The organism is Streptomyces sp. DH-12 (assembly GCF_002899455.1).
Taxonomy (GTDB): Bacteria; Actinomycetota; Actinomycetes; order Streptomycetales; family Streptomycetaceae; genus Streptomyces.
This window is the reverse complement of the sequence record NZ_PPFB01000001.1, coordinates 5300816-5314003: the sequence shown is the minus strand read 5'-3', so window position 1 is coordinate 5314003 and position 13188 is coordinate 5300816. Positions and strand designations below refer to the sequence as shown.

General features: G+C 74.7%; 13 protein-coding genes and 1 tRNA gene. 8 read left to right on the top strand and 6 right to left on the bottom strand.

Annotated elements, in window-relative coordinates; translation table 11 throughout:
• Window positions 1-47: 47 nt before the first annotated feature.
• The 3 genes from C1708_RS22835 (at window position 48) to C1708_RS22825 (ending at window position 3348) form a co-directional block, all read left to right on the top strand.
• Complete coding sequence (locus tag C1708_RS22835) at window positions 48-1694, top strand: alkaline phosphatase D family protein (protein ID WP_106414418.1); 1647 nt, start codon at window positions 48-50, stop codon at window positions 1692-1694.
• A 252-nt stretch (window positions 1695-1946) separates the two neighbouring features.
• Window positions 1947-2399, top strand: a complete 453-nt coding sequence (locus C1708_RS22830) for a DoxX family protein (protein WP_106414417.1) — start codon at window positions 1947-1949, stop codon at window positions 2397-2399.
• Window positions 2400-2748: 349 nt separating this feature from the next.
• Complete coding sequence (locus tag C1708_RS22825; RefSeq protein WP_106414416.1) at window positions 2749-3348, top strand: DedA family protein; 600 nt, start codon at window positions 2749-2751, stop codon at window positions 3346-3348.
• A 24-nt stretch (window positions 3349-3372) separates the two neighbouring features.
• On the opposite strand, the gene C1708_RS22820 is transcribed toward C1708_RS22825, so the two are convergent.
• Window positions 3373-3627 carry a DUF2277 domain-containing protein gene (locus C1708_RS22820; protein ID WP_106414415.1) on the bottom strand — a complete coding sequence of 85 codons (255 nt, stop codon included), beginning with the start codon at window positions 3625-3627 and terminating at the stop codon, window positions 3373-3375.
• Window positions 3628-3721: 94 nt separating this feature from the next.
• Here C1708_RS22820 and C1708_RS22815 point away from each other — a divergent pair, with 94 nt between their 5' ends.
• On the top strand, window positions 3722-4069 hold the full coding sequence (locus C1708_RS22815; protein WP_106414414.1) for a DUF8825 domain-containing protein: 348 nt from the start codon (window positions 3722-3724) through the stop codon (window positions 4067-4069).
• 73 nt (window positions 4070-4142) lie between these two features.
• On the opposite strand, the gene C1708_RS22810 is transcribed toward C1708_RS22815, so the two are convergent.
• Window positions 4143-4214 (bottom strand) — tRNA-Val (locus tag C1708_RS22810).
• Window positions 4215-4434: 220 nt separating this feature from the next.
• Between C1708_RS22810 and C1708_RS22805 the strand changes: the two genes are divergently transcribed.
• The 3 genes from C1708_RS22805 (at window position 4435) to C1708_RS22795 (ending at window position 7026) form a co-directional block, all read left to right on the top strand.
• Entirely contained in the window at window positions 4435-5265 is an 831-nt protein-coding gene (locus C1708_RS22805; RefSeq protein ID WP_106414413.1) for a DUF4097 family beta strand repeat-containing protein, read from the top strand.
• Between the two features lie 128 nt (window positions 5266-5393).
• The gene (locus tag C1708_RS22800; RefSeq protein ID WP_106414412.1) at window positions 5394-6767 is read left to right on the top strand and encodes a hypothetical protein; all 1374 of its coding nucleotides are present in this window, start codon (window positions 5394-5396) and stop codon (window positions 6765-6767) included.
• A 37-nt stretch (window positions 6768-6804) separates the two neighbouring features.
• A complete protein-coding gene (locus tag C1708_RS22795) occupies window positions 6805-7026 on the top strand; it encodes an FmdB family zinc ribbon protein (RefSeq protein ID WP_106416442.1) in 222 nt (73 codons plus the stop codon).
• Between the two features lie 24 nt (window positions 7027-7050).
• Here the strand turns inward: C1708_RS22795 and C1708_RS22790 are convergent, their stop codons facing one another.
• Together C1708_RS22790 and C1708_RS22785 are read right to left on the bottom strand one after the other, a co-directional pair.
• On the bottom strand, window positions 7051-7698 hold the full coding sequence (locus C1708_RS22790; protein WP_198602570.1) for a response regulator transcription factor: 648 nt from the start codon (window positions 7696-7698) through the stop codon (window positions 7051-7053).
• Complete coding sequence (locus tag C1708_RS22785; protein ID WP_198602569.1) at window positions 7689-8831, bottom strand: sensor histidine kinase; 1143 nt, start codon at window positions 8829-8831, stop codon at window positions 7689-7691. The genes C1708_RS22790 and C1708_RS22785 overlap by 10 nt, the downstream gene beginning before the upstream one ends.
• Before the next feature lie 131 nt (window positions 8832-8962).
• Here C1708_RS22785 and C1708_RS22780 point away from each other — a divergent pair, with 131 nt between their 5' ends.
• Window positions 8963-9763, top strand: a complete 801-nt coding sequence (locus C1708_RS22780; RefSeq protein WP_198602568.1) for a DedA family protein — start codon at window positions 8963-8965, stop codon at window positions 9761-9763.
• 44 nt (window positions 9764-9807) lie between these two features.
• Here C1708_RS22780 and C1708_RS22775 read toward each other — a convergent pair whose 3' ends face one another.
• Window positions 9808-10617 carry an HAD family hydrolase gene (locus C1708_RS22775; protein WP_106414410.1) on the bottom strand — a complete coding sequence of 270 codons (810 nt, stop codon included), beginning with the start codon at window positions 10615-10617 and terminating at the stop codon, window positions 9808-9810.
• Entirely contained in the window at window positions 10617-13076 is a 2460-nt protein-coding gene (locus C1708_RS22770) for a phosphoribosyltransferase (protein WP_198602567.1), read from the bottom strand. Before C1708_RS22770 ends, C1708_RS22775 begins: the two co-directional genes overlap by 1 nt.
• Between the last annotated feature and the right edge of the window lie 112 nt (window positions 13077-13188).

Genomic DNA, 13188 nt, shown 5'->3' with positions numbered 1-13188 from the left:
GCCTCCGTCGCTGCGTACCGTACGGGGCTACGGAGGAAGGGGTCATCATGGCCGGACTGCGGCTCGGACCGCTGCTGAGGTACGTCGACGGGTCGTCCGCGACCGTCTGGGCGGAGACGGAGGGACCGGGCACCGTCGAGGTGCGCTGCCCGGACGGCGCGGGCGGGGCCTCCGGCACCTTCCAGGTGTGCGGCCACCACTACGCGCTGGTCCGGGTCACCGGCCTCGCCCCGGGCACGGCCACCCCGTACGAGGTCGTCGTCGACGGCGAGCGCGTGTGGCCCTCCGCCCAGGAGCCGTTCCCGTCGCTCCCGCCCTCGGTGATCCGCACCCCCGCCTCCGACGACCGGGCGCGCATCTCCTTCGGTTCCTGCCGCTGGGCCTCGCCGCCCACCGGCGAGCCCGACCCGGTGGGGCCCGACGCCCTGGACGCCCTCGCCAAGCGCATCGCCGCCGACCCCGAGGGCGAGCGGCCCGACGTCCTGCTGCTGCTCGGCGACCAGGTGTACGCCGACGAGACCTCCGAGGCCACCAGGGAGTGGCTCGCCGCGCGCCGCGACCTGAGCGAGCCGCCCGGCAGCCAGGTGGCGGACTACGAGGAGTACACCCACCTCTATTACGAGTCCTGGCTCGACCCGCAGGTGCGCTGGCTGCTGTCCACCGTCCCCACCTGCATGATCTTCGACGACCACGACGTGATCGACGACTGGAACACCTCCGCCTCCTGGGTCGAGGACATGCGCGCCACGTCGTGGTGGCGGGAGCGGGTGCTCAGCGGACTGATGTCGTACTGGGTGTACCAGCACCTGGGCAACCTCTCCCCCGCCGACGCCGACGCCGACCCCGTCCACGCGGCCGTGCGGGAGGGGCCCGACGGCACCGCCGCGCTGCGTGACTTCGCCGCCGAGGCGGAGGCCGACGCGACGGCCGTGCGCTGGAGCTACCGGCGCGACTTCGGCCGGGTGCGGCTGGTCATGGTGGACAGCCGCGCGGCCCGGGTGCTCGAGGAGGGGCGGCGCTCGATGCTCGACCCGGGCGAGGCCGACTGGCTGCGCTCCCAGGTCTTCGACGGCCGCGGCTCCTACGACCACCTGCTCGTCGGCACGTCGCTGCCCTGGCTGCTCCCCCACCTGGTGCACGACGTCGAGGTGTGGAGCTCCGTGCTGTGCCGGGGCGACAAGGGCCCGCGCTGGGCGCGGCTCGGGGAGAAGCTGCGGCGCGCGGCGGACCTGGAGCACTGGTCGGCGTTCCCGGACTCGTTCGGCGAGCTGGCGGAGCTGCTCGCCGACGCGGGCAGCGGCCCGGACGCGCCCGCCACGGTGTGCGTGCTGTCCGGGGACGTCCACCACGCCTATGTCGCCGAGCCGCAGTGGCCGGGGCGCGCGGAGCCGCGGGCACGGGTGGTGCAGCTGACCTGCTCCCCGGTCCACAACTCCATCCCCGCCTCGATGCGGATGGGCTTCCGCTTCGGCTGGAGCGCCGCCGCCCGGGGGCTGGGGCGGGTGTTCGCGCGGCACGGCGGTCTGGGACGGCCGCCGGTCCACTGGCGCAGGACGGGCGGGCCGTGGTTCGGCAACCAGCTCATGACGCTGGCCACCCGGGGGCGTACGGCGGTGCTGCGGCTGGAGCACGCCCAGCAGGAGCAGGCCGGGGTGCGGCTGCGGCGCGTGATGGAACGGCGGTTGAGCCGCTGAGACCCGCGGACACCTGTGAGTCCGCTGTGCAACGGGGGGCGGTTCCGGTCATTCCGCCGATCAAGGAGGCGCGGCGGGGCGCGCGGTGACGTGCGGCGGGGGCGTACGGGAGGGGAGCAAAAGGGGCCGAAGCCGTGGCCAAATGTTGAACTTGCAAGCAAGATTTAGGCGCACCTAACGTGGGATTCCGACTCGGTTCCGCCCCAGGACCCGGCCTCGTCCGGGGGCCGGCCTGACCGAAGGAGACCCCCCATGAACGGACGCCTCACCAGCGCCCAGCCCTATGCCCTGGGCCTGTTCCGCATGGTCGTCGGCCTGCTCTTCGCCTGCCACGGCGCCGTGTCCCTGCTCGGCCTGTTCGGCGGCATGGACGGCAGCGGCGGCACCGTCGAGACCGGCGCCTGGCCGGGCTGGTACGCCGCCGTGATCGAACTCGTCGGCGGCGGGCTCGTCCTGCTCGGCCTCGCCACCCGGGCCGCCGCCTTCATATCGTCCGGCGCGATGGCGTACGCGTACTTCAAGGTGCACCAGCCCGAGGCCCTCTGGCCGATCGAGAACCACGGCGAGGGCGCGGCCATGTACTGCTGGGCCATGTTCCTGCTGATCTTCACCGGGTCCGGCGCCTTCGGCCTGGACCGCCTGCTCGCCCGGCGTGCCTCCGCGCGGCACGGGCGGCCGGCGGAGCAGGCCCCTGTGGCCGCCTGACCGCACCGCATCACCTCACCCACCCGCACGACCGCCGACGCCTCCCCACGGCGCCCGCCTCCCCAACGGGACCACCGAGTCGCACCGGACGCCCCCCGCCGCACCCCGCGCGGGGGGCGCCTTGGTGTGCGGACGCCTTGTGCGCGGGCGCCTCGGCGTGCGGGCGCGGGACGCCGGCGGGCGGCGGGCGCGCGAACTGCGGGCGGCGGGCGCGCGAACCCCCCGTGACCTTTCTGTCACTTGCCGCGCGTACGCTGTATGGCTGTCATCGGCTTCTCCTGCCACTCCTGCCGCCTCCGCCGCGACAGCGCGGCAGGCACGGGCCCACGGGGGCGTACGGGGAGTGCGAGTGGAGAGTGTCGGGTCACTGGTCGGCAGCCCGTGGATCTACGCGGTGGTGGCCCTGTCGGTCCTGCTCGACGTGTTCCTTCCGGTGCTGCCCAGCGGGGTGCTGGTGATCGCCGCGGCCACCGCGGCGGCCGCGAGCACCGCCGCCTACGTGCCCGACATCCTGATGCTGACGCTCTGCGCCGCCACCGCCTCCGTCCTCGGCGACCTGGTCGCCTACCGCCTCGCCTGGCGCGGCGGCGCCCGGCTGGACCGGGCCCTCGCCCGCTCCAGCCGGCTGCGGGGCGCGCAGGAACGCCTCGGCGCGGCGCTGGCCCGGGGCGGCGGCGGTCTCGTCGTCCTCGCGCGGTTCGCGCCGGCCGGCCGCTCGGTGGTCTCGCTCGGCGCCGGCGCCGCCCGCCGCCGCGCCCGCGACTTCCTGCCCTGGTCCGCCCTGGCGGGCCTGTCCTGGGCCGGCTACAGCGTCGCCCTCGGCTACGTGGGCGGCCAGTGGCTCGGCGCCACCTGGCTGGCCACGGCGGTGTCCGTGGGCGCCCTGTTCGCGGCGGGCGCGGGCGCGGGCTACCTGATGCGCAAGCCGCAGGCGTCGGAGGCGCGGTAGCCCCGAGGGCAGGGTGACGGCGGCTCAGCGACCGGGTGACGCCGCTCGGTTCGCCGCCCGGCGGGCCGGGGCGCCCCGGACCTCCAGGTCCTCCAGCAGTTCGGCCGTGGCCTCGGCGATCGCCTCGACCGCGCGGTCGAACACCTCGCGGTTGTGGGCGGCCGGCGCCCGGAAGCCGGACACCTTCCGCACGTACTGCAGGGCGGCGGCGCGGATGTCCTCCTCCGTGGCCTCCTCGGGGAGCACGGGCGGACGCAGGGTCTTGATACTCCGGCACATGACCCCAGTCTCGCGCCTTCCGCCGTCCGGGGCCACGAAGTGAAGACCCTTGCACAACTCGCCACCCATATTCGAACAGGCGTATCATTGGGCCGTGGCTGCGACCTATGACTTTCCGAGTGACCTCCTCGCCGGTCAGGAGGAACTGCATCAGGTCCGGGCCGAGTTGTCGGCCCTGCTGAAGCGGCTCCCCTGGTCGGTCGAACCCCTCGACGGGTTCAGCGACGACCACGGCTGGCGCAAGATCGAGCGCCCCGCCTCGCCCGGCTGGACCGAGGACGAGCAGGCCGAGGTCGAGAAGCTCCGGCGCCGCGAACACGAGCTCGCGGTGTTCGTCAGCACCCACCGCTACTGGTCCGAGGTCACCGGCACCGACCGCGTGCAGGCCCGCTCCGCGCTGAAGCACGTCCAGGGGAGCCCGGACGAGGGGCAGTCGCCGTAGCCCCCGGGGAGCCGCCGTGGCTCCCCGACGGCACAGGGGCCCCCGGAGATGCTCCGGGGGCCCCTGTCATGTGTGGGCGCGGACGGTTTCGAACCGCCGACATCCTGCTTGTAAGGCAGGCGCTCTACCCCTGAGCTACGCACCCTCGCCCGTGCTCGCCGCCCGGGTCGAGTGGACAGCCTACATGGCCGGGGTCACGGTCCCGCAAACCCCGTACGCCCCGGCCCGGGGGGATATCCCCACCCCGGATCCGCCGGTCGGCCGGATCCCCCCGCGGCCCCCGCCTCCGTACGGTCGAGGACGTCCGACGCCGCCGCACCGCGCGGCCGTTCGCCCGTCAGCCGTATGCCCAGGGGGAGCCCGTCATGCCCGTCACCGCCCGCACCGCCGCGTCCGCCCGCACCGCCGCGTCCGCCCGCGCCTCCGGCGTCCTCGGCACCGTACGGGCGCGTGGCCTCGCGCTCGCCGGGGCCGCCGTGGTGCTCGGCGCGGCGCTGAGCGCCTGCGGGGCGTCGGCGGCCGACGACGAGCCCGACCACCGCACCTTCGAGCTGACCGGGGCGAGTCTGACCATCGACTCCGACGAATCCGCCCTGGAGATCGTCGCCTCCGACAAGCAGCCGGCGGACGAGATCGCGGTCACCCGCTGGTTCCGGGGCACCGTCGCCCTCGGCTCCGACCCGGAGGTCACCTGGTCCATGGACGGCGACCGGCTGGTGCTGCGCGAGAAGTGCTCCGGCGTCGTCGCCGACTGCTCCACCAAGCACCGCATCGAGGTGCCGCGCGGCGTCGGCGTCACCGTCGAGAGCGACGACGGCAGCGTCCGGGCCGGCGGCTTCCGCGACACGCTGACCATCCGCACCAAGGACGGCCCGGTCCGCGTCACGGACACCAGCGGCCCGCTGGAGCTGCGCAGCGGCGACGGACCGGTGCGCGCCGAGGTCTCCTCCCGCACCGTGCGCGCCCACAGCGGCGACGGCTCCGTGCACCTCGTCCTCACCGCCCTGCCCGACCGGGTGGAGTCCCGCAGCGGCGACGGTTCGACGACCATCGAGCTGCCGCGGGGCGCCTACCGCGTGGACACCTCGACCGGCGACGGGGCCGAGGACGTGTCCGTACCGCGCGACGACTCCAGCGCCCATGTGGTGGCCGCCCGCACCGGCGACGGCGAACTCACCGTGCGTACGGCGAACTGACGGACCCGTGTGTTCGTCCTGTACCGGTGGGAGAATGACAACGGGCAGGGCGAACGACAGTACGGGAGAGGGATGTGACGGCGACACCAGCACAGCCGTACTCGCCGTCGGAGCCGCGCGTGCCTCGCATGCGCCGATCCCTTCCCGAACCGGCGGGACGGCGTGCCCGCCGCACCCCCGGACCCCTGCGTGACGCGCTCGCCCTTGCGGTCCTTCCGCTGGTCGCGGCGCTGGTGCTGCCCGCCGCGTTCGCCGGGGGCGGCACCCGGCGCTGGTTCGGCGGGCGCGCGGAGAACCAGCGCGCCGAGGCGCAGGCCGCCAAGGACGCCGCGGCCGCCGCCTTCTACGAACTCGACACCGCCCAGCGCGACCTGCGGATCTCCATCGAGACGATCACCGCCGTCGACGACTCGCCCGCCGCGCGCCGGGCCGTCGAGGACTTCGCCGCGCTCGGCCGGCGCATCGACGAAGCCAGCCACCGCTACATCAGCGCCGTCGACGCCCACGACCTCGACCGCGACGACCTGGACGCCTCGACGGCCTCCCGGGCGCGCGCCGACCTGGACGCCGCCAAGGACGAGCTGGGACGGGTCAAGCAGGACCTGGACCGGTTCGCCGACGGGCTCGGCCCGCTGCTCGACAAGGCCGAGACCCAGCTCGCCCGGCTCGCGCCCGCCGTCGAACGCGCCCGGCAGGCACTGCTCGCCGCTTCCCAGGCCCTCGACGCCACCCGCGGCTCCGGGCTGAAGGCCGACGACCTCGCCGCCCGGCTGGCCGCCCTCTCCCCCGACCTGACCAAGCTGAACCAGGGCGCCGGGCAGCACGGCGTGCCCGCCACCCTGGACCGGGCCGCGCGCGTCACCCGCGAGGCCGAGGCGATCCGCGTGGAGGCCGAGCGGCTGCCGGAGCGAGCCGCCGAGATCGACCGCCGTCTGGTCTCCCTGCGCACCCGCGCCCAGGCCCTCACCACCCGCTCCGAGCAGGTCGAACCCGTGCTGAGCGAACTGCGCCGGCGCTTCACCGTCGCCTGCTGGCAGGACCTCCAGGGCGTGCCCGAGTTCGCCGAGCGCACCGTGCGGCAGGCGGAGGCCCGGCTCGCCGAGGCCCGGGCCGCCCGCGAGGAACAGCGCTGGCCCGACGCCACCGCCCTGCTGTCCACCGCGCGGGCCCTGCTGAACACCACCGACGAGGCCGTGTCCGCCGCCGGGGACCGCCTGCGCCGGCTGAACGCCGTGCAGAAGGACCCCGAGCAGGAGATCGACCGCACCCGGTTCGCCATCCGGGACGCCCAGCGGCTCGCCATGGCCGGCCGCAACACCCCCGACCCACGCCACGCCCGCCCGCTCGACGACGCCGTGGCCCGGCTGGAACGCGCCGTCGCCGGGCTGGAGGGCCGCCACCCCGACTACTGGCAGTTCCTCACCGAGACCGAGGCGGTCCGGGAGACCGCGAGCCGTGTGGTGGCCCAGATCCGGGAGGAGCGGGGCGCAGGCGCCAACTGACCGGCCACCTCCTCACCGGTCCGGTTAACCTGTGCCCATGCCTCGCTACGAATTCCGCTGCCGCACCTGCGGCGACACGTTCGAACTGAGCCGTCCGATGGCGGAGTCCTCCGCTCCCGCGGCCTGCCCGGCGGGTCACGACGACACGGTCAAGCTCCTCTCCACGGTCGCCGTCGGCGGCACCACCTCCGCGGCGGCTCCGGCCCCCCGCGCGGGCGGCGGGGGCGGAGGCTGCTGCGGCGGTGGCTGCTGCGGCTGACACCGTGCCGCCGGGCCCGGCGGGTCAGCTGCCCAGGTAGCGGAGGACCGCCAGCACCCTGCGGGAGTAGCCCTCCCCTCCGCCCGCCAGCTCGAGCTTGTCGAAGATCGCGTTGGTGTGCTTCTCCACCGCGCTCTGCGAGATGTGCAGCCGTCGTGCGATGGCCGCGTTGGTGTGCCCCTGCGCCATCTCGGCCAGCACCGCGCGCTCCCGTGCACTGAGCCGGGCCAGCGGGTCGACGTGGGTGGTGCGGCCGAGCAACTGCCGGACGACCTCCGGGTCGAAGGCGGCGCGTCCGGCGGCCACCCGCTCCAGCGCGTCCAGGAACTCGTCGACCTGGACGACCCGGTCCTTGAGCAGATAGCCCACCCCTTCCGACTCTTCCGTCATCAGCTCCGTCGCGTACCGCTTCTCCACGTACTGGGAGAGCACCAGCACCCCCACCTCGGGGCGGCTGCGGCGGATCTCCAGGGCCGCGCGCAGTCCCTCGTCGGTGTGGGTCGGCGGCATCCGCACATCGGCGACCACCACGTCCGGCGGGGTGGCGGCGACCGCCTCCAGCAGCCGGTCCGCGTCGCCGACGGCGGCGAGCACCTCGTGCCCCTCCTCCGCCAGCAGCCGCACCAGGCCCTCCCGCAGCAGGGTGGAGTCCTCGGCCAGGATCACGCGCACGGCAGCTCCGCGGTCACCAGCGTCGGCCCGCCCGGCGGGCTGCGCACCTCCAGGCGCCCGTCCAGCGCGGCCACCCGCCGGGCCAGCCCGAACAGGCCGCTGCCCGACGCGTTCGCCCCGCCCCGGCCGTCGTCCTCGACACTCACCCGCAACGCTCCCTCCTCCGATCCGACCGCGACGACTATCCGGCTCGGCACCGCGTGCTTCACCGCGTTGGTGACGGCCTCGCAGACCACGAAGTAGACGACGGTCGCCACCGCCCGCGCCGGCTCCCTGCTCAGCCCGTACTCCACCCGCACCGGGACCGACGCCCGCTCGGCGACCGTCTCCAGCGCCGCCCGCAGTCCCGCCTCGTCCAGGGTGGTGGGGTAGATCCGCCAGGCCACTTCCCGGAGGTCGTCCAGGGCCTGCCGGCTCTCCTCGTGCGCCTGGCGCAGCAGCCGGTCCGCGTGCTCAGGGTCCTGGCTGCGCAGGGCGCGGCCCAGCAGCATGCCGAGCGCGACCAGGCGCTGCTGCACCCCGTCGTGCAGGTCCCGCTCGATACGGCGCCGCTCGTCGTTCACCGCGTCGACCACGGCCGCGCGGCTCGCGGACAGCTCGGCGATGCGCCGCTCCAGCTCCTCCTGGTGGCGCGGCCCGAGCATGCGGCGGGCCAGCTTCCCCTCCAGCTCGGCCACGGCGAGTATCCCCTGCACGGTCAGGAAGAGCAGGAAGAGGCCGGCGAGGGACGTGGAGACGACCGCTCCGGTGTTCCGCACGTCGTCGACCAGCAGCCACAGGTACATCCAGGACGTGCCGTAGCCGAGGCCGACCGCCGCCGAGAGCATCACCACCGCGCCCAGCACGCCGAGGGCCCAGCGACAGGCCAGATACTGCAGCGCCCGCGTGTCCTCGTACACGGGAGAGGTGTGGACCCGGAGCCAGACCCGCAGCCGGGCCCGCTCCAGCTCCGTCACTTTCCGCGCGCACGCGAGGACCGGGCGGAGCACGGCGCGGCGGGCCCGCGGCCAGGCCACGACGAGCAGGAGGGGCAGGCCGGCCAGGACCGTGCCGAGCAGCTCGAGGACGGCCGCGGCGGCCCCCCACATCAGGCCCACCGCGCACCGCACCACACGCCGCGCCATGACTCGCATGATCGCGAGACTAGCCGGGCCGAGCCGGGGCACACACTGCGGAAAACCGCAATTCCCCCTGCGGAGAACCGCACGCGATCGTGCGGCTTTCCTCAGCGACCCTTCAGCTCCGATCTCCTAGCGTGGACGACATGACAGCCATCGCAGCGCAGACGATCACGGCGGCCTCGGGCACGGACGCCGGACCGCAGTGGGTCAACGACCTCATGGACGCCCTCGGCGCCCCCGGGGCCGGACTCGCCATCGCGCTCGAGAACCTCTTCCCGCCCGTGCCCAGCGAGGTGATCCTGCCGCTGGCGGGGTTCGCCGCGAGCAACGGGCGGATGGGCCTGATCGCCGTGCTGCTGTGGACCACCGCCGGTTCGGTGATCGGCGCGCTCGCCCTGTACGGGGTGGGGGCGCTGCTCGGCCGGGAGCGGACTCTGGCGCTGGCGAGACGGCTGCCGCTGGTGAAGGTCGCGGACGTGGAGAAGACGGAGGCGTGGTTCCTGCGGCACGGGTCGAAGGCGGTGTTCTTCGGCCGGATGATCCCGCTCTTCCGCAGCCTCGTCTCCATACCCGCCGGGGTGGAGCGGATGCCGCTGCCGCTGTTCCTCGGCCTGACCACGCTGGGCAGCGCGATATGGAACACCGCGTTCGTGCTCGCGGGCTACGCGCTCGGGGACAACTGGACCCAGGTGACGTCCGTCGTCTCGACCTACTCGAAGGCGGTGCTGGCCGCGGCCGCCCTGGCCCTGGTGACCTTCGTGGTCATACGCCTGTTCCGCTCGGGCGGCGGCAGCCGCCGCGCCGGACGGGGCTCGGCGGGCGCCGGCTCCCACGGGGCGGACGCCGACGCCGACGAGGCCGGGGCGGCCGACGACACCTCGTCCGCGCACGCCCGGCCCGCTCGCTCGGCCGCCGACACCCTGATCCTGCGCCGCCCCGAATGATCCCCCGGCCGGGCCCCGGCAGGGATGCCTGTAGGGGTGCCGGCTCAGCGGGAGCGGACGGTGCGGAGGAACTCGCGGAGGATGCGTTCGCCCGCCAGGACGCCCCGCTCGGGCAGGGACCGGATACCGGGGGCCGTCCAGGAGGCCTCGGCGAGTTCGCCGTGGCCCGGACGCCAGCCCTGGTCGGCGGCGAGGAGCAGGTCCGCGTCGAGGAGGGAGTCGCCCGCGGCGAGGGTCAGGTCGGCGCCGCTGCGGCGGGCGACCTCCCGCATGGCCGCGCTCTTGGTGAGCGGCTTGGGCACGGCGTAGATCTTGCGGCCCTGGAGGGACACGGTCCAGCCGCGGTTCTCCGCCCACTCCCCGAGTTCCTTCACCCACTCCTCGCGCAGCAGTTCGCGCTCCACGACGAGGTAGGCGAAGAGGTCCTCGGCGGTCCGGTGCTTGCGCACCCACACGGGGTCGGCGGTGCGCAGCAGATGGTCCTGCACCTCGGAGAGCGGAGCGCACTCGTCGGCCAGCCGGGCCTGCACCCGCGCGTGCCAGTCGCGGTCGGAGACGCCGTCGACGAGCAGGTGGCCGCCGTTGGCGCAGATCGCGTAGGTCGGGGCGGGGCCGGGGAGGTTGATGCGCTGGTACTGCTTGCGGGTGCGGGTGGTGGTGGGGACGAACAGGGCCTCGTCGCCCAGCTCGGTGAGGAGCCGGGCGGCGGTCTCCGTCAGGTAGGACAGGGGCCGGCTCTCGTGGACCTCCACGCACAGCAGCCTGGGCGCCCGCGCGTCGGGCATGGTCAGGGCGAGGGCGGCGGCGGAGTAGATGAGAGTGCGGTCGAGGTCGCTGGCGACGATGACGGGCATCAGCGGCTCACCGCCGTGCCGTCGGCGCCGGTCGCGCCCCGGGTGAAGCGGGGGTGGATCAGCCCGACGCAGGTGTACGGCAGATCGGGAACCTCCTCCACGGGGACGCCCCGCTGCTCGGCGAGCAGGCGGACGTGGTCGAGGTCGCTTCCGGCCCCGGCGCGGGCCAGCACCTTCCAGGGCACCCGGCGCAGCAGCACCCGGGTGGTCTCGCCGACACCGGGCTTGACGAGGTTCACGTCGTGGATGCCGTACTCCTCGCTGATGCGTTCCACGGCGGCCCAGCCCTCCCAGGTGGGCGTGCGGTCGGCGGCGAGCAGGTCCTTGGCCTCGGCGCAGGCGGCCTCGGTGACCTCCTCGAAGCGGGCGGAGACGGCGTCCAGGAAGGCCACCGACAGGTCCGCGTCCGCGAGTTCTCGGTAGTACTTCGCGCCGTGGTAGTCGTCGGGGCCGACCAGGTCGGCGCGCAGCACGGTGCGCGAGATCAGGCCGGAGACCGTGGAGTTGAGACAGGCGGACGGGATCAGATAGTCCTCGCGGGTGCCGTAGGTGCGCACGCAGGAACCGGGGTCGGCGAGGACCGCGATCTCCGGGTCGAAGCCGCTGATGCCCTCGGTCTTCTCGAACTCCTCGACGGCCTGGGCGAGTTCGCGAGTGATGGCGCCCTTGCCGGTCCAGCCGTCGACGAACACCACGTCGCGCGGGTCGTGGTGGGCGGCCAGCCGGCGCAGGGCGTTGGCGTCGATGCCGCGGCCGCGCACGATGGAGACGGCGTAGTGCGGCAGGTCCAGGCCGTGGCGGTGCTGCGCCCAGCGGCGCATCAGGATGCCGATCGGAGTGCCCGCGCGGGCCAGCGACACCAGCACCGGGCGGGGCGACCGCTCGGCGAGGACGATCTCGGTGACCACGCCGACGGCGTGCGCCAGCCGGGCCGCCGAGGCGTCCAGGGCGTTGTGGAAGAGCTGCTGGTACTGCTCGCTGGGCTGGTACTCCACGGGCAGCGACTCGGCGTAGTGGGCGCCGCCGCTCTGGATGGCCTCCTCGCGCTCCTCGGTCGGCGCCTCCAGCGTCACGTCCGAGAGGTCCTGGAGCAGCCAGCCGACCTCCTCGGGCGCGTACGAGGAGAAGGCGGGGCCTCGGAGGGGCTCGGGCAGCATGGTGGCGGGCCTTTCGGAAACGTCCTGGGCGGCGGCGGGCACGTACGACGGTACGACCGCGAGGAGGACGTGCGGGGTGTGTTCGGCGAGCCGGGCGAGCAGGCCGTCGGGCGCGTGCAGCGCGGGGGTGTCGGCGACCGAGTCGACGACGGCGACGACGGCGTCGAAGCCGGCGCCCGCGACGTTGTAGGCGTACCGCTCGCCGGGGCCGTCGGCGGGGTCGTCGTGGGCGGGGAAGACGAGGCGGCTGCGAATGGCGTAGCCGGGGTTGTCGACCGCGAGGACGGGTGACCGGGTGGTGGTGGAGTAGCGCACCTCGGCGCCGGTGGTGCGCTCCAGCTCGGCGGCGAGGCGCAGGGGGGCGTACATCAGTTCCTCGAAGCCGAGGACCAGGACGCGGTGCGCGTCCTCGGGAAGGGCGGTGGCTATTCGGGCCGCCATGGCGGGGAGGGCCGCGTCCAGCCGGGCGCGGTGGGCGGGGGTGAAGCCGTGGCGGCCTCCGTCGGGGAGACCCGCGGGCCAGTTCAGGTCCACTCGCGTGAGGTCTCCGCGCGGCTGCGGCCCGGTGGGCGTCGCGGCCGTCCCCCCACCGCCACCCGCGCCCTCGTACTGCGCCACCAGGGCCTGCCCCCTCTCCAGGACGCCGTCGGGCAGCCGCACCGTCCCCGACGCGGTCGTCACCAGGTCGATCCGCGCCCCGATCTCCCGGGCGAACTCCTCCAGCCGCCCGGCGTCCGCCGCCGACCGCATGTCGACCAGCGCGACGACGACGTACCGCTCCCGCGGATACCGCGCATGCAGGGCGCGCACGGTGTTCAGCACCGTGTTGCCCGTCGAGAACTCGTCGTCGACCAGCACCAGCGGCCCGTCCCCGGCCAGCAGGGCCGGGTCCTCCGGCAGCAGCAGATGGGAGGTGGCATGGGAGTGCGACTCCTCGAAACCACCGGCGGTGGCGACCCCGGCGACCGGCCGGCGCGTGGAGTGCAGGCAGGGCGCGGCGCCCAGGCCGTCGGCGACGGAGTGACCGAGGCCGGTCGCGGTCTCGGCGTACCCGAGCACGACGGCCCGCCCGGCCGCCTCCTCGCCCAGCAGCTCCCGCACCCGGCGGCCGAGCGCGACGCCGTGTCCGTACACCACGGACGGCGCCTGGGGCACGTGCTTGCCGAGGACGTTCGACACCAGCAGGTGGGCCCGCTTGGGGTTGCGGCGCAGCGCCAGCCCCAGCAGCCCGCGCAGCCGTTCGTCGCCGGCCAGCTCGACGCCGAGCCGCTCGGCGACCCAGGTGCCGGACCAGGTGTTCACACTTCTCTCCCTCTCGGTCACTCCCCCGGGCCTCCCGGTCGCTGCGCCGGGCCTCCCGGTCGCTGCGCCGGGCCCCTCGGCCACTCCCCCCGGCCTCCCGGTCACTCCGCCG